The following is a 22,169-nucleotide window of genomic DNA, read 5'->3' as shown; positions in this document are numbered from 1 at the left end:
AATTAGAGAGCGCTTAGCCGGCGGCCAGTGGCCGCGCCGCGCCATTGCGCCAGCGCGCCAGGTGTTCGTCGGCATAGCGCCGCAGGCAGCGCAGCACGGCACTTTCGTGCTGCACGAGGAAGAAGTGGTGACCATCAAACATGTCCAGGGAAAAGCCGCTGGCGGTGTCGGCCTGCCAGTCGAGCAACTGCTCGGCGCGCACGCTGTCTTGCTTGCCGCCGAACACATGGATCGGCATGCCCAGCGGCTCGCGCTGGCCGTAGGTGAAGCTGCCGCAGAGCAGGAAGTCGGCGCGCAGAATCGGCAGCATCAACTGCATCAGCTCGGGGTTGGCCAGGGCTTCTTCGGCGGTGCCCTGCAGTTCGCGCAGGCGGGCGATCAGTTGTTGGTCGGTCTTTGCGATGGCGTATTCGCTCACATCACGGCGCGCCGGGCCGGCGGTGCCAGAGGCGAATAACGCCAGTGGCGCAGGCACGCCGCGCTCATTCAGTGCGTGGGCCAGCTCAAATGCCAGCAAGCCGCCGAGGCTGTGGCCGAACAGAGCATAGGGGCCGCTCAGGTCACGGCTGATCTCATCCGCAAGCTGCGCTGCCAAGGCCTTGATATCGCGCTGCAACGGTTCATCCATGCGCATGCCACGCCCCGGCAACTCCAGCGGGCACACGTGCAACCAATCCGGCAAAGCCCGGCGCCAACGCGCATAAACCATGGCGCTGGCCCCCGAATAGGGCAGGCAAAACAGGCGCAGTCGCGTGGAGGCACTCATCAATTTAGGTCTCCAAACAAAAACACGCTGTATGCACGATACAAACCCATGTCGTCCTCCTGCGGGCGCTGATCCTTGGCCGTTTGTTAACGGACCTGTCACCCATGAGAACGGACGGAGCGGGCAAATAATTAGTCGCGGGAGAGGAGCGAGACGCGGTTCACACCTTCCAAACAGGCATAAGATTAGTTCGCCTTCTCATTTGACAATCATTATCATTAAGCATAATTTGTTGCCCGATGTGTAGGAGGCCTCAGCAAGGATGCCCTCCCCTAACTCTTTTGCGACAAGGTGATTTCCATGACGGAACAAGTATCCACAGGCAGGTGCGACTCACCGCTTCTCCAGGCATTCGTCGACAATCGTTTGATTCTGGTGAAGATCGCGGCACGCATTACCGGCTGCCGCTCGCGTGCCGAAGACGTCGTGCAGGACGCCTACTTCCGGCTGCAATCGGCGCCGACGATCACGTCATCGTTCAAGGCCCAATTGAGTTATCTGTTCCAGATCGTGCGCAACCTGGCGATTGATCACTACCGCAAGCAGGCCCTGGAGCTCAAATACTCCGGGACGGAAGAGGAAGGCTTGAATGTGGTTATTCACGGCGCATCACCGGAAACCTCCCACATCAACTTCAACACCCTGGAAAACATCGCCGACGCCCTGACGGAGCTGCCACAACGCACCCGCTATGCGTTCGAGATGTACCGCCTGCACGGCGTACCACAAAAGGACATCGCCAAGGAACTCGGTGTGTCACCGACCCTGGTGAATTTCATGATTCGTGATGCGCTGGTGCATTGCCGCAAGGTGTCGGGCAACCACAGCGATACGTTTGCGCGCAGGGTTTGATTGATCAAAGAGTGAACAGGCTTGTTTGTGGCGAGCGGGCTCGCCACAACAAGCCTCTTCAACACATAGACCTCAGCGCATCGACGTCACATCAATGCGATACGGCTCGAAGATCTTCAACATCTGCCCATTATCGCGCAGGCGCTTGAGCAACTCGGCAAACGCCGCCCCGGTAATCGGTGCCTTGGGCCGCAGCAACGCGTAGTGGTGATACACCTGGTCAATACGCTCCGAGACCAGGAACTGCCCGGCCATGTCCGCATTGCGCACCATGAAATCACTCAAGTACGAACGCGTGACCAGCGCGATATCGGCACGCCCACGCGCCACCATCAGCAAGTTGCTGTCATGGGAATAAGTCAACGTGGCGTTGAAGTGTTCGGCCATGTACTTGGGGTCAGGATTGAAGTTGGCGAAGGCGTAGTGATAACCGCTGAACAAGGCCAGGCGCTTGCCGTTGAGGTCGGCGAAATAGTGTTGGTCGCGACCGGCCCCACGCTGGGCGACGAAGATTTCCGCGTCTTCCAGGCCCATGTCCACCGCGGTATGCGCAATGTTCTGCCAGCCCCAGTCGGGGTTTTCGAAGATCGCCATGTCGACCCGGCCTTGCTCGAAATCGCGGAAGCGCCGTGGAATGGAGGTCGGCACCAGCACAAACTGGTAGTCGGTTTGCGAGGCGTTCAGGGCTTCGACCAGTTGCGGCAGTAAACCGGTGTCGGCGCCTTGCTCAGGGCGTACGGTGTAGGGCGGGAAATGCGCGGCGCCGATCCTCACCAATTGCGCAGCCGAAGCCGGCACACCCCACGCGGTGCCCAGTGCCCATATAGTTAGTCCTGCAGCCAGCCGCGATGGCGAAAACATTGAGACACACACCGTTTAATACTCTGATGGCGATAAGCTAGGCGTTTTTGTCAGGTGAGACAACTTTCCATCGGCAAATTAATGGCTTGCACCTCAATCGGCCTTCAGCACCATCAGCAGGGCTTCTTCGGCCAATTGCTCCAAAGTCAGGCTGCCTTGGGCGCGAAACCAAGTGGTGGTCCAAGACAACGCACCGGTCAGGAAGCGCCGGGTGATAAACACATCGCCCCTGATGTAACCGGCGGCCTTGGCCTCGCCCAGCACCTGCAGCCAGATCTCTTCATACACGTCACGCAGCGCCAGCACCTGGGCCTGGCCGTCGGCCGACAGTGAGCGCCATTCGTAGACCAACACCGCCATGGCTTCGCCGCTGCCGCCCATGATCGACTGCAATTCGCAGCGGATCAGCGCCAATACACGCTCACGCACGGTGTTCGCTTCTTCCAACGATGCTCGCATCATCGCCGTGTTGTAGTGGATGGTTTCCTCCATCACCGCGCGCAGGATCTCGTCCTTGCTCTTGAAGTGATGAAAGATGCTGCCGGACTGAATGCCCACCGCGCTGGCCAGGTCACGTACGGTGGTACGCTCAAAGCCTTTGTTGCGAAACAGGTGAGCTGCGGTTTGCAGCAATTTGCCCCGGGCACTGTCGGGGTCGGTCAATTGGCCGCCGTCGACCATGGTGCGCATCACCCGTAGGGCTTTCTGCTCATCCATGCCTCTCTCCTTCACGTGTGCTGACGTCTTGGGCGGCAATTTAGGCCGTGGCCGCCAGCCAAGCAAGCGCTTGGGCAAAACTTATGCGCCTAGTTTACAAACCAAGCGCTTGCTTGGTAGTCTCGGCACCAGCCATTAGAGGAAGGATTTCTCATGAGCAAGACGGTTCGTATCGGCTGCGCCAGCGCCTTTTGGGGTGATACCTGCACCGCTGCCGCCCAATTGGTGCACGGCGGCGCGCTGGATTACCTGGTGTTCGACTATTTGGCAGAAGTCACGATGTCGATCCTCGCCGGTGCGCGGATGAAAGATCCCCAGGCCGGCTACGCCACCGATTTTGTCGAGGTGCTCACGCCGCTGCTGGGCGATATCCAACGCCAGGGCATCCGCGTGATCAGCAATGCTGGTGGCATCAACCCGCAGGCCTGCGCCGCCGCCCTGCAAGCGGCCTGCGATAAGGCGCAAATCCCGCTGAAAATCGCCGTACTGTTGGGCGATGACCTGCAACCGCAGCTCAAGCACCTGCACGGCGTCACCGATATGTTCAATGGCGCGCCGCTGCCGCCGATGTGCGTCTCCGTCAACGCCTACCTCGGCGCGCCAGGCATTGCCGCCGCTCTGGAACGGGGCGCAGACATCGTCATCACCGGCCGCGTGGTCGACAGCGCCGTGGTCAGCGCCGCGCTGGTGCATGCATTCAACTGGTCGTGGCAAGACTACGACCGCCTCGCCCAGGCCGCACTCGCCGGGCATATCATCGAATGCGGCGCGCAGTGCACCGGCGGCAACTTCACCGATTGGCGCGACGTGCCGGACTACGAGCACATCGGTTTCCCCATCGTCGAGGTCAGCGCCGACGGCCAGTTCACCGTCAACAAGGTCGACGGCACGGGTGGGCTGATCAGCGAACTCAGCGTGGCCGAGCAGTTGCTGTATGAGATCGGCGACCCGCGCGCCTACTTGCTGCCCGACGTGATCTGCGATTTCAGCCAGGTCAAATTGCAGCAGCAAGGTAAACACAGCGTGCGCCTGCACGGAGCCAAGGGTTTGCCGCCGACCAATCAATACAAGGTCAGCGCCACCTACCCGGACGGCTTTCGTTGCACCGCCAGTTGCCTGATCGCCGGGATCGACGCGGTGGCCAAGGCCGAGCGGGTCAGCCAGGCGATCATCAACAAGACCTCGGAACTGTTCAGCCAGCGCGGCTGGGCGCCTTACACCGAAGTGAACATTGAATTGCTCGGCAGCGAAGCCACCTACGGCGCCCACGCCCAACGCCAGGACTGCCGCGAAGTGGTGGTCAAACTCGCGGTGCGCCACCCGAGCAAACAGGCGCTGGTGCTATTCGCCCGCGAGATCGCCCAGGCGGCGACCGGCATGGCGCCCGGGCTGACCGGGATCGTCGGTGGACGGCCGACGGTGTATCCGCTGATTCGGCTGTTTTCGTTCCTCGTTGATAAATCCTCCTGCGAGCTGATGATCGACCTCCAAGGCCAGCACCACCGCTGTGAACTGCCAGTGGCCGATGCACTGTGCACCCCGGCCGCGCCGATTGATCCGCCCAAGCCCCAAGGCCGCGCCGATGCCAGCGTGCCGCTGGTGAAACTGGCCGTTGCACGCTCCGGCGACAAGGGCAACCACAGCAATATCGGCGTGATCGCCCGCCACCCCGACTACCTGCCGTGGATCGCCGAAGTGCTGACCCCGCAAGTGATCGTCGACTGGATGAGCCACGTGCTCGACCCCGTCCACGGCCGCGTCGAGCGCTGGTACTTGCCCGGCAGCCACAGCCTGAACTTTCTGCTGGAAAACGCCCTGGGCGGCGGCGGTATCGCCAGCCTGCGCATCGACCCGCAGGGCAAAGCCTTCGCCCAGCAACTGCTGGAAATCCCCATTGCTGTGCCGCAACACATCGCCGATCAATTCAAATAAAGGAGCGTTGCCGTGGCCTTCGCCTCAATCTTCAAAAGCGACCTGTTCCAAGGGCAAACCGTGATCGTCACCGGTGGCGGCAGCGGCATTGGCCGCTGCACCGCGCATGAACTGGCGGCCCTCGGCGCCCGTGTGATCCTGGTGGGCCGCAAGCCGGAAAAACTGCAAGCGGTGGCGGCGGAAATTGCCGAAGACGGTGGCACGGCCCATTGGCAGGCGTGCGATATTCGCGATGAAGAGGCGGTAAAAGCGCTGGTGGCACAGGTCATTCACGCACACGGGCCGATTCACGGGCTGGTGAATAACGCGGGCGGCCAATACCCATCGCCCCTGGCCTCGATCAACCAAAAGGGCTTTGAAACCGTACTGCGCACCAATTTGGTCGGCGGGTTCCTGATGGCGCGGGAAGTGTTCAACCAGTCGATGAGCAAGCACGGCGGCGCCATCGTCAACATGCTCGCCGACATGTGGGGCGGTATGCCCGGCATGGGCCACTCGGGCGCGGCGCGCTCAGGCATGGACAACTTCACCAAGACCGCCGCGTTCGAATGGGGCTATGCCGGGGTGCGCGTCAACGCCGTGGCGCCGGGCTGGATTGCCTCAAGCGGCATGGACACCTACGAAGGCGCGTTCAAGGCGGTGATCCCGACCTTGCGTGAACACGTGCCGCTCAAGCGTATCGGCACCGAATCGGAAGTCAGCGCGGCCATCGTGTTTCTGCTCAGCCCCGCCGCCGCCTTCATCAGCGGCAGCACCTTGCGCATCGACGGCGCCGCCAGCCTGGGCAGCCGCGCCTGGCCATTGCCCAAAGCGCAGCCGCCGAGTGAACCTTTCAATGGTTTTCACCGCGCTTACCTGCCGGATGTACTCAAGGTGGAGCAATAAAGCATGCCGGTGATTGAAAGCTTGATCGACGCCCACAGCCCGCAGTTCGCGCAAAACCGCGAAGCGATGCTGGCTGCCATCGCGCAGCTGCGCCAGCTGGAACACACCCTGCTGAGCAAGGCACAGGAAGCTAAACCCAAGTTCGACAAGCGCGGCCAACTGCTGCCGCGCGAGCGCCTCAACCTGCTGCTGGACCCCGGCGCGCCGTTCCTGGAACTGGCGAGCCTGGCCGGCTACAAACTCCACGACGACAAAGATGGCAGCGCGGCCGGCGGCGGCTTGATCGCCGGCATCGGCTACGTCAGCGGCGTGCGCATGCTGGTGGTGGCCAATAACAGCGCGATCAAGGGCGGCACCATTTCCCCCACGGGGCTGAAAAAATCCCTGCGCCTGCAACAGATCGCCATGGAAAACAAACTGCCGGTGGTGACCCTCGCCGAAAGCGGCGGCGCCAACCTCAACTATGCCGCCGAGATTTTCGTCGAAGGCGCGCGCAGCTTTGCCAACCAGGCGCGCATGTCGGCCATGGGCCTGCCGCAGATCACCGTGGTGCACGGCTCGGCCACGGCGGGCGGTGCGTATCAGCCGGGGCTATCGGATTACGTGGTGGTGGTGCGCGGCAAGGCCAAGCTGTTCCTCGCCGGGCCGCCGCTGCTCAAAGCCGCCACTGGTGAAGTGGCGACGGATGAAGAATTGGGCGGCGCCGAGATGCATGCGCAAACCGCCGGCACGGCCGAATACCTGGCCGAAAACGATGCTGATGGCGTGCGCATCGTGCGCGAAATCGTCAGCCTGTTGCCTTGGGATGATCGAAAGCCATCTGCGCCGCAACGGGCTTACACCGCGCCGCTGTATCCCATCGAAGAGCTGCTGGGGCTGATCCCCGACGACCCGAAAAAACCCTACGACGTGCGCGAAATCCTCGCGCGCCTGGCGGACGGCTCCAACTTTCTCGAATTCAAGGCCGAGTTCGATGCCCACACCGTCTGCGGCCATTTGCATATCCAAGGCCGTGCCGTTGGCGTGATCGGCAATAACGGCCCGATCACACCCAAAGGCGCAAGCAAGGCCGCACAGTTTATCCAGCTGTGCGACCAGAGCCGCACGCCGCTGCTGTTCCTGCACAACACCACCGGTTTTATGGTGGGCACCGAGTCGGAGCAGCAAGGCGTGATCAAGCACGGCGCGAAGATGATCCAGGCGGTGGCCAACGCGCGGGTGCCTAAACTCACGGTGGTGGTTGGCGGTTCTTACGGCGCCGGCAACTATGCGATGTGCGGCCGTGGCCTGGACCCGCGCTTTATCTTCGCCTGGCCCAACAGCCGCACGGCGGTGATGGGCGGCGCGCAAGCGGGCAAGGTGCTGCGTATCGTCACCGAGGCCAAGCAACTCAAGGAGGGTTTGGTGCCCGACCCCAAGGTGCTGGACATGCTCGAGCAGGTCACTGCGCAGAAGCTCGACAGCCAGTCCACCGCGCTCTATGGCAGCGCGAATCTGTGGGACGACGGGCTGATCGATCCACGCGATACCCGCACGCTGCTGGGTTACCTGCTGGATATTTGCCATGAAGCCGAGGTGCGGCAGTTGCAGCCCAACAGCTTCGGTGTAGCGCGCCTTTAACGTGATCGTTCCCACGCTCCACGTGGGAATGCAGCCCAGGACGCTCCGCGTCCCCACAGGGAGAACAAGAACAATGATCTTCACCCAAGAACACCAGGAACTGCGCCGCACCGTCCGCGCCTTCGTCGACCGCGAGATCAACCCGCATGTGGACGAATGGGAAAAAGCCGGGCGCTTTCCCATCCACGCTATTTTCCGCAAGGCCGGCGACCTCGGCCTGCTGGGCATTTCCAAGCCGGAAAAATTCGGCGGCATGGGCCTCGACTACAGCTACTCCATCGTCGCGGCCGAAGAGTTCGGCACCATTCGTTGCGGCGGCATCCCGATGTCCATCGGCGTGCAGACCGACATGTGCACCCCCGCCCTCGCCCGCTTCGGCAGCGATGAGCTGCGCGACGAGTTCCTGCGCCCGGCCATCAGCGGCGAGCAAGTGGGCTGCATCGGCGTCTCGGAAACCGGCGCCGGTTCCGACGTGGCCGGGCTGAAAACCCATGCACGCAAGGACGGTGGCGACTACGTGATCAACGGCAGCAAAATGTGGATCACCAACTCGCCCAGCGCCGACTTTATCTGCCTGCTGGCCAACACCTCGGACGACAAGCCGCACATCAACAAGTCGCTGATCATGGTGCCGATGAACACGCCAGGCATCAGCGTCAGCCCACCCCTGGAAAAACTCGGCATGCACAGCTCCGAGACCGCCCAGGTGTTCTTTGACGGCGTGCGCGTGCCGCAGCGCAACCGCATCGGCCATGAAGGTGCGGGCTTCATGATGCAAATGCTGCAGTTCCAGGAAGAGCGCCTATTCGGCGCGGCCAACATGATCAAGGGCCTGGAGTACTGCATCGACAGCACCATTGAGTACTGCAAAGAGCGCCAGACCTTTGGCAAGGCGCTGATCGACAACCAGGTCATCCACTTTCGCCTGGCAGAACTGGCCACCGAAATCGAATGCCTGCGCGCGCTGGTCTACCAGGCCACCGAGCAATACATCAAAGGCCAGGACGTGACCCGCCTGGCCTCCATGGCCAAGCTCAAAGCCGGGCGCCTGGGCCGCGAAGTCAGCGACAGCTGCCTGCAATACTGGGGCGGCATGGGCTTCATGTGGGACAACCCCGTGGCCCGCGCCTACCGCGACGTGCGGCTGGTCTCGATTGGCGGCGGCGCCGACGAAATCATGCTGGGCATCATCTGCAAATTGATGGGCACCTTGCCTGGGAAAAAATCATGAACACCTTGCTGCTCGAACCGCATAACGGCGTGCTGCACATCACCCTCAACCGCCCGGCAAACCGTAACGCCATGAGCCTTGAGATGGTCAATGAACTGCGCGCGGTATTGGCGCAGCTCGACAGCCAAGTGCGCGCGTTGGTGATCAGCGGCGCCGGCGGGCATTTCTGTGCCGGGGCGGATGTGAAGGACATGGTCACCGCAGGCGGCAAGCAACAGTTGCAGGCGCTGAACCGCGCGTTCGGCACCTTGCTGCAAGAAGTCGAGGCCGTGCCGCAGGTGGTGATCGTCGTGCTGCAAGGCGCCGTGCTGGGCGGCGGGTTTGGGCTGGCGTGTGTGAGTGATATTGCGATTGCCGATCATAAGGCGCAGTTCGGCCTGCCGGAGACCAGCCTGGGCTTGTTGCCGGCGCAGATTGCGCCGTTTGTGGTCAAGCGTATCGGCCTGACCCAGGCACGACGGCTGGCGCTGACGGCGGCGCGATTTGATGGGGTTGAGGCCCACCGGTTGGGGGTGGTGCATTTTGCCGAGAGCGATGCGCAGGCATTGGCGGAGCGCCTGGATGAGGTGCTGGGGCAAGTGTTGCAGTGCGCGCCGGGGGCGAATGGACGGACGAAAGCCTTGTTACTGGCCAGTGCCGATGAGCCGCTTGAGGCCGTATTGGATCGCGGGGCGCAGTGGTTTGCTGAGGCCGTGACTGGCGTGGAAGGGATAGAGGGGACGCAGGCTTTTGTGCAGAAGCGTAAGCCGAGTTGGTGCAAGTGACGCCATCGCAGGCAAGCCAGCTCCCACAGGGAGAACGCATTTCAACAGGTGGGAGCTGGCTTACCTGCGATGGGGCCAGAACAAACACCCGATTACCCAGGGATAAACCAATGCCCACATTCAGCAAAATCCTGATCGCCAACCGCGGCGAAATCGCCTGCCGCATCCAGCGCACCGCTCAAGGCTTGGGCTACCGCACCGTCGCCGTCTATAGCGACGCCGACGCCCAAGCCCTGCATGTGCAGATGGCCGACGAAGCCGTCAACATCGGCCCAGCCCCGGTCCAGCAGTCGTACCTCAACATCGCGGCCATCCTTAAAGCCGCTAGAATCACAGGCGCCGATGCCATCCACCCCGGCTATGGCTTCCTCTCCGAAAACGCCGAGTTCGCCCGCGCCTGCCAACACGCGAACATCACCTTCATCGGCCCCAGCCCCGAGGCCATCGAACTGATGGGCAGCAAACGCCGGTCCAAACTGGCCATGCTCGAGGCGGGCGTGCCCTGCATCGCCGGCTACCAAGGCAGCCAGCAAGACGACGCCACCCTGCAACAAGAAGCCCAGCGCATCGGCTACCCCCTGATGATCAAAGCCAGTGCCGGCGGCGGTGGGCGCGGCATGCGCCTGGTGCACGACAGCACGCAATTGCTCGACCAACTGCGCACCGCGCGCTCTGAAGCGATGAACGCCTTCGGCAGCGACGAGCTGATCCTCGAACACGCCCTGATCGACCCACGCCATGTGGAAATCCAACTGTTCGGCGACAGCCACGGTAACCTCATCTACCTAGGCGAACGCGACTGCTCGATCCAACGCCGCCACCAGAAAGTCATCGAAGAAGCCCCCTGCCCCGTGATGACAGCCGAGCTGCGCCAAGCCATGGGCGAAGCCGCGTTAGAGGCCGGGCGCGCGGTCAATTACGTCGGCGCCGGCACCGTGGAGTTCCTGCTCGACCGCAACGGGCAGTTCTACTTCCTGGAAATGAACACCCGCCTGCAAGTAGAGCACCCGGTGACCGAACTGATCACCGGCCTCGACCTGGTGGATTGGCAACTGCAAATCGCCGCGGGCCAGCCGCTGCCACTGAACCAGGCGGACGTAACCTTGCACGGCCATGCCATGGAAGTACGCGTGTACGCCGAAGACCCGGCCCAAGGCTTCCTGCCGCAAACCGGTGACGTACTGCGCTGGGAACCCGCCGCCGGCGTGCGAATTGACCACGGCGTACTCGAAGGCCAACGCATCAGCCCGTTCTATGACGCGATGCTGGGCAAGATCATCGCCCATGGCGCCACTCGCGAAGAGGCCCGGCGCAAATTGCTGCGGGCGGTCGAGGACACAGTGTTGCTGGGCGTGACCACCAATCAGCGGCTGTTGATTGACCTGCTCAAGCAAGAAGACTTTATCGCCGGCGACTTCAGCACCGGGTTTATCGCCGAACACTTCAACGAAATCCCCCGCCAGGCCGCAACGGACGAGCAGATCGCCTTGGCCGCCGCGCTGTTCTATCAACACAGCGCCCGCGCGCACCGCCAAGGTTTAGCGGGCTGGCGCAACAACGCCAGCGTGCCTTGGACCTATCGCCTGGAGATTAACGGGCAGACCCACGACATCGCCGTCAGCGTGCTGGAAGATAATCGCCTGCAGGCCAACGGCATCGACATCAGCAGCCTCAGCACCGACGGCCACTGGGCCACGCTGGTGATCAACGGCATCCGCCGCCGCGTCGCCTACCACCTCGACGATACCCAGCTTTGGCTGCCCGGCGTAAAGGTGATCGACCGCACCCAGCAAGTCGCCAGCCGCCAGGCCGACGCCGGCAGCGGCACCGTCAAGGCGCCGATGGACGGCGCCATCGTCGATGTACGCGTGAGCACCGGTGAGACGGTCACTAAAGGCCAACTGCTGCTGGTGCTCGAAGCGATGAAAATGGAACACCCGCTGACGGCCGGCATCGATGGGGTGGTCAAAGGCGTGCAGGTGACTGCAGGCGATCAGGTGCGTAATCGCCAGGTTTTGTTGGAGATTGAAAAGCCCTAGGCGGAACTACAAGGCCGGGCTACGCTCTATCCCCATCAGGACGGGAAGAGTACGGGAACCTGCGCGATGCCTCATTGGCTGATTATTGACTTGGAAGCCACAACGGATGAAGGCGGCTGGCCCGTGACGGAGATGGAAGTCATCGAGATCGGCGCGAGCCTGGTAAACCGCCAGGGCCGTGAGCTGGATCACTTCCAGCGCTTTGTGCGGCCGCTGCGTCGGCCTTTGCTGACGCCCTTCTGCCGCCAATTAACCCATATCACCCAGGCCAACATCGACGGCGCTGCGCCGATGACTGAGGTGTGGCCGTTGTTTGAGCGCTGGCTGGGCCAGCATCAAACCCGCCTGGAAGGCTGGGCCAGCTGGGGTGACTACGACCGCAAGCAGCTAGAGCTGGAATGGCAACGCCATGGCCTGGCCAGCGCGCTCGCGCAAACACCGCATGTGAACCTCAAGCAGCGCTTCGCCAAGGCGCGGCGCCTGGATAAGCCACTGGGGCTTAACGGCGCCCTGCAATTGGCCGGGATGCAGTTCCATGGCCAGCAACACCGGGCGCTGGAGGATGCACGCAACACCGCACGCCTGCTGCCGTTGATTTTGCCGGTCTAGGCAGCTCCCCTGGCCTTGGGCATACTGGCCAACCTTTCCAGACCCTTTTCCGAGGATTCACCCATGTTTAAAGTCAACGAATACTTCGACGGCACCGTCAAGTCGATCGCTTTCGGCACCGCAGAAGGTCCCGCGACCATCGGCGTGATGGCTCCGGGTGAATACGAATTCGGCACCGCCCAGCGTGAAATCATGCACGTGGTGTCCGGCGCCCTGAGCGTCAAACTGCCTGACGCCAGCGAGTGGGAAACCTTCGCCGCCGGCAGCCAGTTCAACGTACCGGCCAACAGCAAGTTCCAGCTGAAGGTCGCGGTGGATACGGCTTACCTGTGCGAATACCGCGGCTAAGTTTGCCTCGGTCAAAAAAATGCCCGTCTCGCAGGAGTCGGGCATTTTTTATGGGCAGCGCAAATTACTCGAGAACAGTCACCGGCATGCCGACTTCCAGGCGCCCTGGGCCATCGTTGACCAAGTTCTGGCCGAACATCGCGCCATTTTCCGTCTTACGATAGGCATCGAGCGTGACGAAGGGTTCGCGGTCGGCACTGCGTTCGCCGGTGGCGGGGTCGATCGTGGTGAGAATGCAGCGTGAGCAAGGCTTGACCACGCGCAACTCGACATCGCCGATACGCAGGCGCTTCCAGCCGTCTTCGGCGAATGCCTCAGCGCCTTCGATCACCAGGTTGGGACGAAAACGCAGCATTTCCATGGGCCGCCCAACGTGCTGGGAAAGGTCGTCCAGAGAGCCCTGGCCGATTAGTAACAGCGGGTAACCGTCGGCAAACGCCACCTGGTCATCATCGTTGCCGAAACCGGCCTCGGTGGTACGCGCGCGCTCAAGCGGCATTTGCACGAGCCGCGTAGGCTTGCCGATAAAGTCGCTGACCCAGGCGGCGGCTGCATCGCCTGCATCCGGCACCCGCAAGGTATCGCGCCAGATGGTCACGCCGCGCAACTCGGCATCATTGCCGGGCAGCGCCACGTCCAGCGACGCGAAACCCGGCGAACTCAGGGTCAGGCCACCGGCACTGTTCCACAACGCCGCCAGTTGGCTCATTTTCGCCACGGCCCGTTGTGTGAGAAAGCGCCCGCTGGCTTCGTCCACCAGCATCCAGCGTCGATCCCCGTCCAGCCCGAGTTTATCCAGGCCGATGTGTTGCAAGACTTCGGCCTTGCCGGACTTCAAGGGGTAACGGTACAGCGCGCTGAGACGAAGCATGGGCCTGCTTTCCTGAAGGGGACGAAGCGTCACCCTATAGGACGGCGCTCCCAGAATCAAAGGGCGCTGGATGTCAGTGTGGCGAAGTTACTGATGGCGAGCAGGCCGGGTTACCACACAGTAGGTCAAGCCGGCACTACGTCCAGCATCAGCCGTTGGCGCACCACATCCACCAGTTTGTCGGGCTGGAATTTGGACAGGAAGTTATCGCAACCGACCTTCTTGACCATCGAATCGTTGAAGCTGCCCGACAGCGAGGTGTGCAGCACCACATACAGCCCACGCAGGCGCGGGTCGTTGCGGATCTCGGTGGTGAGGCGGTAGCCGTCCATCTCAGGCATTTCGGCGTCGGTAAAGATCATCAGCAGTTTGTCGGTCATGACCTCGCCGCTGTCGGCCCAGGCTTTGAGCATGTTCAGCGCCTTGAGGCCGTCGCTGGCGATGTGCATCTTCACCCCGAGTTGGCCAAGGGTGTCGCGCAGTTGCGACAGGGCCACATTGGAGTCGTCCACCAGCAGTACTTCGCGACCACGGGCGCGCTCCAGCACTGGGTCTTCGAGTTTTTCGCGGGAAACCTTGGCGTTGTACGGCACGATTTCGGCGAGGACTTTTTCCACGTCGATGATTTCCACCAACTGGTCATCGACCTTGCTGATGGCGGTGAGGTAATGCTGACGACCGGCACTGACCGGCGGTGGCAGGATGGCTTCCCAGTTCATGTTGACGATGCGGTCCACGCCGCCCACCAGGAACGCCTGCACCGAACGGTTGTACTCGGTGACGATAATCGTGCTGTTGGGCCCCGGCACCAGCGGGCGCATGCCAATGGCCTGGGACAGGTCAATCACCGGCAAGGTCTGGCCGCGCAGGTTGACCACGCCGCATACGAACGGGTGGCGCTGGGGCATCAGGGTCAGCTTGGGCAGTTGCAAGACCTCCTGCACCTTGAACACGTTGATCGCAAACAGCTGCCGCCCGGCCAGGCGAAACATAAGAATCTCCAGGCGATTCTCACCCACCAGTTGCGTGCGTTGATCTACCGTGTCGAGAATGCCGGCCATTGAAAGCTCCTGATATGGGATTGTGCTGCTCACTTAAGGCTGTTATCGGCGGCAAGCGCCAGACCTTGACCCTGATAAATTGCCACGTAAATGCATTGATGTCACACTGACATCATGCTTTACTGCAACGGCCTCTCCAAACGGCTCTATAGCAACGTTACGCGACACGCAAATAGACGCAAGGTTCCGCTGCGTAAGGGATTCCCCTATGCACAATCAGGCCCAACCTGATATTCGCAATATCTAATAGCCATTAATGTGACACCATTCTCATTGCATGAATGGAGTCAGGCTTTTGTTTGCCATCCCAAGCCCTCGGCCCACGGGTCTTCCAGTGATTCACGTGGCGGCAGCTGAAGTTGTGCAGTCGCCCCTGATACCCAGAGCCTCGCGCGGCAATCGTAATCAATCAAGTATCGGTCCTACTGAAATCTCAGAAACGGGCTACAGATTCCAGTCATATTTCAGCGGTAGTTTTACGCCATTCACCCGGTGCGGCATCTCATCACCCGGCCTTATGTTGCGGAGACTTGCATGATGAATAATGCTAACGAATGGCAAACAGCACTTCCCGAATTCCTGCTCGAAGCCGAGACGCTCCTGGCCAAGTCGCAGGAGTGCTTGAACCACTTGCATTTGATCCGCAACGACAGCGATGCCATCGACTGCATGAAAGCCAGCCTGGCCAAGCTGGCTGAAAAGGCCGAAGGCCAGGCGCTGCAGGCCATCAGCGAATTCTCCCGGCATATTCAGTACCTGATTGCCAATGCCGTAAGCCCTATGGAACTGCATGACCAGGCGTTGAATGCCCTGCATGACTGCTTGACGCTGCTGGCCTGGCAACTGGAATTGATCGACTCCCGGACCGGTGAGTTGACCCTGGATGAAAGCGAGCAAACTAAATTGATCGCGACAGTCACGTTGCAGATCCCGCAGAAAGACTACGGCTTTAAACCGCAGCAGCGCCTGCATCACACGTCTTGAGTGTTGGCGAGGTCGTCTTTAATCGGCGAGTTATCTAAAAACGACGCAAGACATATCAATTAGCCATCAACGCTATAACGCTACAAAGCAACTTAATAAATACAATTACACCCTCTATATCTGCCCTCTTTGAACTCTGGGATTCTCTAACTCTAGAATTAGGCCCAGGGCGTGTCCGTGTGGTTAATAAACCGGTCACGCGAGGCGCCAGGCGACCAACGGTAATAGTGGTGGTACTATGCACCGCTCGAAGTGACTCAACTTCATAAAGTATGCAAATGTTTCGGCCCCGTATTCCAAACAGAGCCCTGTCAGCTGCCGTGACCGGTCTTCCCGCAGCGAACCTTCATTGGCTCCATCCGCTATGTACGCCAGCCTAAAGTCACTCATCGCCAGATCCGTGTCCCGCAGCAATGCCCGTCGCATCGTTCTCGCCCTGTGCCTTTGCTCATTGCTGGTCAGCCTGTGGGCCTACACCCAATCCGCGCCGTTGCCGTTATCGGTCCTGCTGCTGAACCTGGCCACGTTGCTGGTGGTGGGCCTGCAACAGTGGAGTTCGCGCAAATCGATAAAATTCCAGCCGCAGGAATTGGCCGATCGCTTGCTGCAAGTGCAAGAAAACGAGCGCCATCGCCTCAGCCGCGAATTGCATGACGACATCGGCCAATTGCTCACCGCCGCCAAGCTGCAAAGCGAATGGCTCAAACGCCGCCTGCCTGACGACCTGCAAAGCCAATGTACTGTGCTGTGCAACACCCTGAATGAAACCTTGGCGAAGGTGCGCGACGTGTCCGCCATCCTCAACCCAAGGCAGCTGGCCAGCCTGGGTTTGGAGGCGAGCCTGCGCGCGCACCTGCTCAAGACCTTGGAAAACACCCCAGTGCACTGGAGCCTCGAATGCCAGCAACGGCTGACCGGCATCCCGGAAGAAATGGCCGTGGCGGCCTTTCGCATCACCCAGGAAGCGGTGACCAATATGCTTCGCCACGCCCAGGCACACAATTTGTTGGTACGCCTGCAACGCCTGCCCGAAGGCCTGTCGCTGATGATCTGCGATGACGGCCTGGGCTTCTCGCCTGCCATCAACCCAGGGCTAGAAGGCCAACGGGGCATGGCCGGTATGTCCGAGCGGATAGATCAGTTGGGGGGCACCTTGTCCGTCACCAGCCAGCCTGGCAAAGGGACCCGGATCGACGCGCTTTTCCCCTGGGCGCCGCGCGCCCTCGAACGGGCCAGTTCCCCTAAGGTTCTCCAGTGACCTGCAATTTACTCTTGGTGGATGACCACGCACTGATTCGGGCCGGCGTACGTGCGCTGATCCAAGATACGCCCGGCTACACAGTGATCGGCGAAGCCAGCGATGGCGCGCAGTTGCTGGAGAAGTTCAGCACACTGCAGCCAGACATCGTGCTGCTGGACCTGTCAATGAAGCACGTCGGTGGCCTGGATGCCTTGCAGCAACTCAAGGCGGCCTACCCCAAGAGCAAGGTGCTGATCCTGTCGATGAACACCGACCCGGAGCTGATCATGCGTGCGCTGGAGTCCGGCGCCCATGGCTACCTGCTCAAAGACACCACCGCCAGCGAGCTGGAACACGCCCTGCAGGCCTTGCGCAACAACGAGCGTTACCTGAGCCCCGCGATTGCCCACACGGTGATCAATCAGGCGCTGATTCGCAACCAGGGCCAGAGCGCCCCTGTCGCCCACAGCCATAACCTGACGGCGCGCCAGCTGGAAATCCTGCGTTTGATCGTGCGCGGCAAGTCCACCCGGGAAATCGCCCACGGCCTGGGCCTGAGCATCAAGACCGTGGAAGCGCACCGCTCGCAGATCATGAAGCGCCTGCAGATTTTCGACGTGGCGGGCCTGGTGTTATTCGCCGTTCGCGAGCAGATCATCAGCTTGGACGACTAACGGCGAACCCAGCGGCAGGTGCACGCGCAAGGCTTTGGGCAGTGCGCAAAAACGCAGGTCATCGCCCTTCAACGGTTCGCCATCGAGGTTGATGTACAGCCCTTCGGCCACCTTGATCTCGACCCAGGGCAGGCGCGCCCGCACAAACATAGTGTCCAGGCCCCAGCCCTGGCTCATCAGGGTCATCAGCGTGCCGACCACCTCCTGGGGCGCGGGCAGAATGCTGATATCCAGCAAGCCATCATCGACCAACGCGCCGGGGCATAGCACATGCCCACCGCCCGCCTGACGACCGTTGCCGATACCCAGCGCGAGTAAGTCGCCTTTCCAATGGAAGCCCGGCCCTTCCAGCTCGCCATAGGCGGCCTTCAATTCACTGAAACGCGTCAACCCGGTGAACAGGTAGGCCGCGCCACCCAGCACTTTCTTCAGATCTTCGGAGGTGTTGGCGGTGACCTGGCTGCCGAAGCCGCCCGTGGCCATGTTGAGGAATATTTGCCCACCGGCCTGGCCGAGGTCGATGGCCCTTGGCGGCACATCCAGCAGCGCCAGCGCCTGGGCAGGCTCAAGCGGCACACCGGCGGCGCGCGCGAAGTCATTGGCAGTGCCCAGTGGCATCAGCACCAGGCTGGCGTCGGTTTTGGCCAATGCCATCGCCTCGGCCACATCGCGCAAGGTGCCGTCGCCGCCACCGGCAATCAGGTGGGTATAGCCATCGGCCAAGGCTTCGTTGACCAGCCGCTGGGCGTCACCGCCCTCCCATGTCACCCGCACCGCCAGTTCCCAGCCCTGTTCGCGCCGGGCCTGCACGGCGGCGCGCACGTCCTCGTTGAGGGCTTGCTTGCCGTGCAGAATCAACAGTGCCTTGGGGGTGGTCATGGTGGGCTTACTCCTGAAGTCAAAGATGCTTGAAGGATGTGGACCTTTGCGGTGGGGAAAAAAGCCATCGAGGTTGCAAATTAATTGCCCCGCTAGAAGTTATCCATCGCGTTGCACATCGACAGCTTGCCCTTGGGCGTGGGCTCTACAGGCTCCCATTGCTGACCGTGCGCAGGCAGTTCATGCAGTTGGATGGAACAGTTCGCGTAGATAGTCGCCTGCACCATGTAATCCACTCCGGGGCGCGGCACGAAGCTCATGCTGCTGAAGCATTGTCGGGAATACTGCAATTGCCCCAGGTAATGCAGCGCGATGGGCTTGTTCGCCGGCACCACCAGCTCCGTGGTCACCGCGCCGTTCCAGGTATAAATCGGCCCGGGCATGCCAAGGCTTTCGCCGTTGTGGTCAGGGAAGCCGGATTTGGTCGACGCCATCACCCCGGCGCCCGGCACATTCCAGTCCAGGCAATCGCGCCCCGGCACTGCGCGCACCAGGCCGTCGGTGATCAACCGCACACGAGCGGTCTCGCCTGACTGCGGTGGGGCGTAGCCGGTGGACAGGGAACGGATGTTCGCCACCTGGCCGCACCCCGTCAGCAGCACCAGAAGCGCCACGGGAATAACACGCAAAACAGTCATCAGCATTCAACTCGCAGGGGAAGAAAGGGCCGGTTACGGCTGGCGGCAATTTTGCTCGACCGACAACTGCGGCGCCGGCTCAAAACTCACCATCTGCAAGCCATCGGCGCCCTGGAAGATGAAGTACTTGGTGCGGCAATCTTGGAACATCTTCGAGTAGCCTTGCGCTCGGAAGCCTTGACCCTCGACCTGCTTGGTCACGGTATTGTTGCGGCTCACTACGGCGAGCACCTGCGCATAGCTGTCGCCCATTTTCACCCCGGGCTCGTTGGTGACGCTCATCGACGAGGCGCAACCGCCCAGCGCTGCTGCCGCCAGCATCAAAGCGGCGCCGTACACTCCATTACGTGTGGCGTTCATCCCTGTGTCCTTTTAATAGCCCGTGAGAAAAATAGCGCCCATACAAGCGCAGACGGCGGCACAGGGCCGCCGCAAACCAGACAGTTTTATGCCAACAAAAGCGTGGAAAGACATTTCAAATCCTTGTGCGTAAAACTTCCTACAGTTACAGGCTTGGTCAGCACAAAGACGCAAAAGTGCCATGCTCATGCATGGCGCTATGACATGTCCCGCAGATTCAACTGCGAGCGATAGGCGAGGGATTCGAGCGGAACACTAGCAACTTGGCCGTTGAGCCGTGGTGATCAGTCTGGACATGCATGCAAAAAAACGGCCCCGCTCAGCGAGGCGTTGAAGATCATTTAACCACTGAGCAGACTCTTCAACACTGATGACCTTGCTGTCGACCGCATGACTTACCAAAGGCGCGATAAGTAACGGGTATACATCCGACAGCTCTGTGTGCAACGCAGGCACAACGCTCACCTGTACATCGACAAAGCCAAGCTCGGACAAACGATCCGCAGCGCTGATGGCGGCGTGACTATTCGCCAAGCTGTCTGCAAACGCACGCACGATGGCGCGCGTCAGTTCAGGGTAATGTGAGTAAATGACATACGCCTCCCAAACCGGGTCTATTAATAATACCCGACCGTTGGGAGCCAGCACTCTCCATGCCTCTTTAAGTGCAATTTTCGGGGTGCTGATGTGCTGATAGACGCGCTCCGACCACTACCAGCCGTACGCTTCATCCGGCGCATCGATGGTCAGTGCATCGCTCACACGGTAAGACTGCTCAGGGTAGCGTGACTGTGCCGTTTCGATCATCGCGCAACTCAAATCAACACCCACGGATGACAAACCACGCTGAAAAAGCCCGTCGACGACGGAGCCACAACCACACCCTACGTTGATCCCCATTCCGCCTGGGGTGCCCAGCCTTGCGTAGGCATGCTCACGTAAGATGCGAGTGTGTGGTAACTGATCGAACTGATCAAGAAACTGAATAAGCAAGTTTGCCTGATCGCTGTTATCAGGGTTTGAGAACAAAGAAATAGATGGCACGGTCAGGGCCTTGGCTTTCTGTTCATTGGCGGCGCCAGGCATTACTTTTTTACTCGGCATATTCAGTTCGATCGAAGGTATTAAAGAAGCGTCCATGCAACTTGATCGGGTGCCTTCAACGTTCTTTTATTGTCGATCCCCTTATCGCTTGGATACGGATGACCGGTGGGTGGCTCGGATTGTTTGCGCGTTATCATCACGCACTGAAATGTAGCGAGTGGGCCGCCGCCCGAACACTGTTAAAAATGACAGTTTTTTAGTGCTTTTAATAATAAGTAAATTGGCCGTTCGTTATGTGGGAGTTGATTTCAAGGCATGCCATTAAAAGCGACTATCTTGAACAGATAGGTGCAGCGTAGCGCTGGTAAGTCGCCTAAACATTTTTGATCAGGAGAGCAAAAATGAACAACGACTCAGCTGACGATAAACCCGCGATGGCAGCGCCGTTTGTTCGTGCGGCGTGGGCCGCCCCGTGACCGAACACTACATCACCAGCTGGAACATTGACGTTGCACCCGATGGCAACAACCTGCCGCCCGGCCAAGGCACCGTCAAGGAAGGTGAGAAGGTGTATCAGGCTCCCTGCCCACACCCAAGCCGATAAAAACCGTCGGCAGTTATTGGCCCTACACCACCCTGTTCGACTACGTGCGGCGCACCATGCCGTTCCAACAACCGCAATCATTGAGCAATGATCAGGTGTACGCGGTGGTGGGGTATATCCTGAACCAGAACCAGCTACTGGAAGCGAGCGCCACCGTTGATGCGGCCACCCTCACCCACTTGGAGATGCCCAATCGCGATGGCTTCTACGTCGACGACAGGCCCGATGTCAGCGAGCAACCTTGCTACAAGGACTGTATCAGGCTCCAGCTGACCGGGAAAATCCGCTAAACAAGCACATCAGCTCTTGTGTAACTTACTCATCAACTGCGCCTCAGCCTGGGTCAACCCGCACGACTGGGTCAGCTCATCCACGGTCGCGCCCATGCCCACCAGCTTCGCCGCCTGGGCAAACGACAGGCTCGAAGGGTCGCGCTGTTCGATCTGCGCCAGCTTGTCCGGCAACGGCGCCAGGACCGCGCGCAGTTCATGCACCTCGTCCCCGACCTTCACCGCACTCTGCTGGAAGTGATCCACACGCTTGACCAGGTCGAGGATGCGCCGGTCACGCACGGCATCGCGCTCGGCCTGTTGCAAGGCCAATTCCCGTTGCTGGCGCATATAGCGCAGCAGGAACGCCACCGTCCCAGCCCACAACAGGGCCAGGACAATCACCGCTGCTTCAAGAAACAATCAGATGTTCTCCAGATCCGACCATTCTTCTTCGCTCATCATCTTGTCCAGCTCAACCAGAATCAGCAGCTCGCCGTTCTTGTTGCACACGCCCTGGATGAACTTGGCCGACTCTTCATTACCGACGTTCGGCGCGGTTTCCACTTCCGATTGGCGCAGGTAAACCACTTCGGCCACGCTGTCGACCATGATCCCGACCACTTGCTTGTCGGCTTCGATGATAACGATACGGGTGTTGTCGTTGACTTCGGTCGGCACCAGGCCAAAACGCTGGCGGGTGTCGATCACGGTCACGACGTTGCCGCGCAGGTTGATGATGCCCAGCACATAGCTTGGAGCACCCGGAACCGGCGCGATCTCGGTGTAGCGCAGCACTTCTTGCACGCGCATCACGTTGATGCCATAGGACTCGTTGTCCAGTTTGAAGGTAACCCATTGCAGGATCGGATCATCCAAACCTTGTGCGGACGCTGACTTATTCATACCACTGACCCCTTC

Annotated in this window: 26 protein-coding genes; 14 read left to right on the top strand and 12 right to left on the bottom strand. The window is 60.6% G+C overall.

Annotation, left to right across the window (positions count from 1 at the left end; all coding sequences use genetic code 11):
- Nucleotides 1-13: 13 nt before the first annotated feature.
- A complete protein-coding gene (locus tag ACI77I_RS20415; protein ID WP_242151564.1) occupies nucleotides 14-766 on the bottom strand; it encodes a thioesterase II family protein in 753 nt (250 codons plus the stop codon).
- 300 nt (nucleotides 767-1,066) lie between these two features.
- Between ACI77I_RS20415 and ACI77I_RS20410 the strand changes: the two genes are divergently transcribed.
- Nucleotides 1,067-1,618 (top strand): RNA polymerase factor sigma-70, encoded by a 552-nt coding sequence (locus ACI77I_RS20410; protein WP_027603895.1) that lies wholly within the window; start codon nucleotides 1,067-1,069, stop codon nucleotides 1,616-1,618.
- Between the two features lie 72 nt (nucleotides 1,619-1,690).
- Here the strand turns inward: ACI77I_RS20410 and ACI77I_RS20405 are convergent, their stop codons facing one another.
- Both ACI77I_RS20405 and ACI77I_RS20400 read right to left on the bottom strand, forming a co-directional pair.
- Nucleotides 1,691-2,479: an ABC transporter substrate-binding protein gene (locus ACI77I_RS20405; RefSeq protein WP_242151567.1), complete on the bottom strand. Its 789-nt coding sequence runs from the start codon at nucleotides 2,477-2,479 to the stop codon at nucleotides 1,691-1,693.
- 93 nt (nucleotides 2,480-2,572) lie between these two features.
- On the bottom strand, nucleotides 2,573-3,196 hold the full coding sequence (locus ACI77I_RS20400) for a TetR/AcrR family transcriptional regulator (protein ID WP_094950784.1): 624 nt from the start codon (nucleotides 3,194-3,196) through the stop codon (nucleotides 2,573-2,575).
- Nucleotides 3,197-3,349: 153 nt separating this feature from the next.
- Between ACI77I_RS20400 and ACI77I_RS20395 the strand changes: the two genes are divergently transcribed.
- From ACI77I_RS20395 to ACI77I_RS20360, 8 genes are all read left to right on the top strand, one after another.
- Nucleotides 3,350-5,128: an acyclic terpene utilization AtuA family protein gene (locus tag ACI77I_RS20395; protein WP_406991491.1), complete on the top strand. Its 1,779-nt coding sequence runs from the start codon at nucleotides 3,350-3,352 to the stop codon at nucleotides 5,126-5,128.
- Between the two features lie 12 nt (nucleotides 5,129-5,140).
- Entirely contained in the window at nucleotides 5,141-6,013 is an 873-nt protein-coding gene (locus tag ACI77I_RS20390; RefSeq protein WP_094950782.1) for an SDR family oxidoreductase, read from the top strand.
- A 3-nt stretch (nucleotides 6,014-6,016) separates the two neighbouring features.
- Nucleotides 6,017-7,633, top strand: a complete 1,617-nt coding sequence (gene atuC, locus ACI77I_RS20385; RefSeq protein ID WP_094950781.1) for a geranyl-CoA carboxylase subunit beta — start codon at nucleotides 6,017-6,019, stop codon at nucleotides 7,631-7,633.
- A 73-nt stretch (nucleotides 7,634-7,706) separates the two neighbouring features.
- Entirely contained in the window at nucleotides 7,707-8,864 is a 1,158-nt protein-coding gene (atuD, locus tag ACI77I_RS20380) for a citronellyl-CoA dehydrogenase (RefSeq protein WP_242151576.1), read from the top strand.
- Nucleotides 8,861-9,628: an enoyl-CoA hydratase/isomerase family protein gene (locus tag ACI77I_RS20375; RefSeq protein WP_094950779.1), complete on the top strand. Its 768-nt coding sequence runs from the start codon at nucleotides 8,861-8,863 to the stop codon at nucleotides 9,626-9,628. Before atuD ends, ACI77I_RS20375 begins: the two co-directional genes overlap by 4 nt.
- Before the next feature lie 110 nt (nucleotides 9,629-9,738).
- Entirely contained in the window at nucleotides 9,739-11,667 is a 1,929-nt protein-coding gene (locus ACI77I_RS20370) for an acetyl-CoA carboxylase biotin carboxylase subunit (protein WP_406998274.1), read from the top strand.
- 66 nt (nucleotides 11,668-11,733) lie between these two features.
- Nucleotides 11,734-12,276 carry an exonuclease domain-containing protein gene (locus ACI77I_RS20365; protein WP_094950777.1) on the top strand — a complete coding sequence of 181 codons (543 nt, stop codon included), beginning with the start codon at nucleotides 11,734-11,736 and terminating at the stop codon, nucleotides 12,274-12,276.
- A 63-nt stretch (nucleotides 12,277-12,339) separates the two neighbouring features.
- On the top strand, nucleotides 12,340-12,624 hold the full coding sequence (locus ACI77I_RS20360; protein WP_094950776.1) for a pyrimidine/purine nucleoside phosphorylase: 285 nt from the start codon (nucleotides 12,340-12,342) through the stop codon (nucleotides 12,622-12,624).
- A gap of 64 nt (nucleotides 12,625-12,688) precedes the next feature.
- Here ACI77I_RS20360 and ACI77I_RS20355 read toward each other — a convergent pair whose 3' ends face one another.
- Nucleotides 12,689-13,495 carry an MOSC domain-containing protein gene (locus ACI77I_RS20355; protein WP_406998273.1) on the bottom strand — a complete coding sequence of 269 codons (807 nt, stop codon included), beginning with the start codon at nucleotides 13,493-13,495 and terminating at the stop codon, nucleotides 12,689-12,691.
- A gap of 125 nt (nucleotides 13,496-13,620) precedes the next feature.
- Nucleotides 13,621-14,556 carry a chemotaxis protein CheV gene (locus ACI77I_RS20350; protein ID WP_406998272.1) on the bottom strand — a complete coding sequence of 312 codons (936 nt, stop codon included), beginning with the start codon at nucleotides 14,554-14,556 and terminating at the stop codon, nucleotides 13,621-13,623.
- 534 nt (nucleotides 14,557-15,090) lie between these two features.
- On the opposite strand from ACI77I_RS20350, the gene ACI77I_RS20345 reads away from it, so the two are divergent.
- The 3 genes from ACI77I_RS20345 (at nucleotide 15,091) to ACI77I_RS20335 (ending at nucleotide 17,454) form a co-directional block, all read left to right on the top strand.
- Nucleotides 15,091-15,540 (top strand): hypothetical protein, encoded by a 450-nt coding sequence (locus ACI77I_RS20345; RefSeq protein WP_176462928.1) that lies wholly within the window; start codon nucleotides 15,091-15,093, stop codon nucleotides 15,538-15,540.
- Nucleotides 15,541-15,904: 364 nt separating this feature from the next.
- Nucleotides 15,905-16,798, top strand: coding sequence for a sensor histidine kinase (locus tag ACI77I_RS20340; RefSeq protein WP_094950773.1), 894 nt, complete (start codon nucleotides 15,905-15,907; stop codon nucleotides 16,796-16,798).
- A complete protein-coding gene (locus ACI77I_RS20335; RefSeq protein ID WP_094950772.1) occupies nucleotides 16,795-17,454 on the top strand; it encodes a response regulator transcription factor in 660 nt (219 codons plus the stop codon). Before ACI77I_RS20340 ends, ACI77I_RS20335 begins: the two co-directional genes overlap by 4 nt.
- Here the strand turns inward: ACI77I_RS20335 and yegS are convergent.
- From yegS to ACI77I_RS20310, 5 genes are all read right to left on the bottom strand, one after another.
- Nucleotides 17,413-18,333: a lipid kinase YegS gene (yegS, locus tag ACI77I_RS20330; RefSeq protein WP_094950771.1), complete on the bottom strand. Its 921-nt coding sequence runs from the start codon at nucleotides 18,331-18,333 to the stop codon at nucleotides 17,413-17,415. The genes ACI77I_RS20335 and yegS overlap by 42 nt on opposite strands.
- Nucleotides 18,334-18,425: 92 nt before the next feature.
- On the bottom strand, nucleotides 18,426-18,971 hold the full coding sequence (locus ACI77I_RS20325) for a hypothetical protein (RefSeq protein WP_094950798.1): 546 nt from the start codon (nucleotides 18,969-18,971) through the stop codon (nucleotides 18,426-18,428).
- 33 nt (nucleotides 18,972-19,004) lie between these two features.
- The gene (locus tag ACI77I_RS20320; protein WP_094950770.1) at nucleotides 19,005-19,331 is read right to left on the bottom strand and encodes a hypothetical protein; all 327 of its coding nucleotides are present in this window, start codon (nucleotides 19,329-19,331) and stop codon (nucleotides 19,005-19,007) included.
- Between the two features lie 255 nt (nucleotides 19,332-19,586).
- The gene (locus ACI77I_RS20315; RefSeq protein WP_406998271.1) at nucleotides 19,587-19,979 is read right to left on the bottom strand and encodes a hypothetical protein; all 393 of its coding nucleotides are present in this window, start codon (nucleotides 19,977-19,979) and stop codon (nucleotides 19,587-19,589) included.
- Between the two features lie 63 nt (nucleotides 19,980-20,042).
- Nucleotides 20,043-20,471 (bottom strand): class I SAM-dependent methyltransferase, encoded by a 429-nt coding sequence (locus ACI77I_RS20310; protein WP_406998270.1) that lies wholly within the window; start codon nucleotides 20,469-20,471, stop codon nucleotides 20,043-20,045.
- Between the two features lie 376 nt (nucleotides 20,472-20,847).
- Between ACI77I_RS20310 and ACI77I_RS20305 the strand changes: the two genes are divergently transcribed.
- Together ACI77I_RS20305 and ACI77I_RS20300 are read left to right on the top strand one after the other, a co-directional pair.
- Nucleotides 20,848-20,979 carry a hypothetical protein gene (locus ACI77I_RS20305; RefSeq protein WP_406998269.1) on the top strand — a complete coding sequence of 44 codons (132 nt, stop codon included), beginning with the start codon at nucleotides 20,848-20,850 and terminating at the stop codon, nucleotides 20,977-20,979.
- Between the two features lie 56 nt (nucleotides 20,980-21,035).
- Entirely contained in the window at nucleotides 21,036-21,269 is a 234-nt protein-coding gene (locus ACI77I_RS20300; RefSeq protein ID WP_406998268.1) for a hypothetical protein, read from the top strand.
- A 9-nt stretch (nucleotides 21,270-21,278) separates the two neighbouring features.
- On the opposite strand, the gene ACI77I_RS20295 is transcribed toward ACI77I_RS20300, so the two are convergent.
- Nucleotides 21,279-21,671 carry a DUF2802 domain-containing protein gene (locus ACI77I_RS20295; RefSeq protein ID WP_094950767.1) on the bottom strand — a complete coding sequence of 131 codons (393 nt, stop codon included), beginning with the start codon at nucleotides 21,669-21,671 and terminating at the stop codon, nucleotides 21,279-21,281.
- On the bottom strand, nucleotides 21,672-22,154 hold the full coding sequence (locus tag ACI77I_RS20290) for a chemotaxis protein CheW (protein ID WP_003236843.1): 483 nt from the start codon (nucleotides 22,152-22,154) through the stop codon (nucleotides 21,672-21,674).
- Nucleotides 22,155-22,169 lie beyond the last annotated feature (15 nt).

Origin of the sequence: Pseudomonas sp. D47 (assembly GCF_045447305.1) — a bacterium.
In the GTDB taxonomy this organism is placed as follows: Bacteria; Pseudomonadota; Gammaproteobacteria; order Pseudomonadales; family Pseudomonadaceae; genus Aquipseudomonas.
The sequence above is the reverse complement of the archived record's forward strand: the minus strand, read 5'-3'. Positions and strand labels throughout refer to the sequence as shown.

What these genes read in the sequence shown, in the direction of transcription:
- ACI77I_RS20415 (WP_242151564.1), bottom strand. Translation starts at nt 766, where the DNA reads ATGAGTGCCTCCACGCGACTGCGCCTGTTTTGCCTGCCCTATTCGGGG.
- ACI77I_RS20410 (WP_027603895.1), top strand. Translation starts at nt 1,067, where the DNA reads ATGACGGAACAAGTATCCACAGGCAGGTGCGACTCACCGCTTCTCCAG.
- ACI77I_RS20405 (WP_242151567.1), bottom strand. Translation starts at nt 2,479, where the DNA reads ATGTTTTCGCCATCGCGGCTGGCTGCAGGACTAACTATATGGGCACTG.
- ACI77I_RS20400 (WP_094950784.1), bottom strand. Translation starts at nt 3,196, where the DNA reads ATGGATGAGCAGAAAGCCCTACGGGTGATGCGCACCATGGTCGACGGC.
- ACI77I_RS20395 (WP_406991491.1), top strand. Translation starts at nt 3,350, where the DNA reads ATGAGCAAGACGGTTCGTATCGGCTGCGCCAGCGCCTTTTGGGGTGAT.
- atuC (WP_094950781.1), top strand. Translation starts at nt 6,017, where the DNA reads ATGCCGGTGATTGAAAGCTTGATCGACGCCCACAGCCCGCAGTTCGCG.
- atuD (WP_242151576.1), top strand. Translation starts at nt 7,707, where the DNA reads ATGATCTTCACCCAAGAACACCAGGAACTGCGCCGCACCGTCCGCGCC.
- ACI77I_RS20375 (WP_094950779.1), top strand. Translation starts at nt 8,861, where the DNA reads ATGAACACCTTGCTGCTCGAACCGCATAACGGCGTGCTGCACATCACC.
- ACI77I_RS20370 (WP_406998274.1), top strand. Translation starts at nt 9,739, where the DNA reads ATGCCCACATTCAGCAAAATCCTGATCGCCAACCGCGGCGAAATCGCC.
- ACI77I_RS20365 (WP_094950777.1), top strand. Translation starts at nt 11,734, where the DNA reads ATGCCTCATTGGCTGATTATTGACTTGGAAGCCACAACGGATGAAGGC.
- ACI77I_RS20360 (WP_094950776.1), top strand. Translation starts at nt 12,340, where the DNA reads ATGTTTAAAGTCAACGAATACTTCGACGGCACCGTCAAGTCGATCGCT.
- ACI77I_RS20355 (WP_406998273.1), bottom strand. Translation starts at nt 13,495, where the DNA reads ATGCTTCGTCTCAGCGCGCTGTACCGTTACCCCTTGAAGTCCGGCAAG.
- ACI77I_RS20350 (WP_406998272.1), bottom strand. Translation starts at nt 14,556, where the DNA reads ATGGCCGGCATTCTCGACACGGTAGATCAACGCACGCAACTGGTGGGT.
- ACI77I_RS20345 (WP_176462928.1), top strand. Translation starts at nt 15,091, where the DNA reads ATGATGAATAATGCTAACGAATGGCAAACAGCACTTCCCGAATTCCTG.
- ACI77I_RS20340 (WP_094950773.1), top strand. Translation starts at nt 15,905, where the DNA reads ATGTACGCCAGCCTAAAGTCACTCATCGCCAGATCCGTGTCCCGCAGC.
- yegS (WP_094950771.1), bottom strand. Translation starts at nt 18,333, where the DNA reads ATGACCACCCCCAAGGCACTGTTGATTCTGCACGGCAAGCAAGCCCTC.
- ACI77I_RS20325 (WP_094950798.1), bottom strand. Translation starts at nt 18,971, where the DNA reads ATGACTGTTTTGCGTGTTATTCCCGTGGCGCTTCTGGTGCTGCTGACG.
- ACI77I_RS20320 (WP_094950770.1), bottom strand. Translation starts at nt 19,331, where the DNA reads ATGAACGCCACACGTAATGGAGTGTACGGCGCCGCTTTGATGCTGGCG.
- ACI77I_RS20310 (WP_406998270.1), bottom strand. Translation starts at nt 20,471, where the DNA reads ATGGACGCTTCTTTAATACCTTCGATCGAACTGAATATGCCGAGTAAA.
- ACI77I_RS20300 (WP_406998268.1), top strand. Translation starts at nt 21,036, where the DNA reads ATGCCGTTCCAACAACCGCAATCATTGAGCAATGATCAGGTGTACGCG.
- ACI77I_RS20290 (WP_003236843.1), bottom strand. Translation starts at nt 22,154, where the DNA reads ATGAATAAGTCAGCGTCCGCACAAGGTTTGGATGATCCGATCCTGCAA.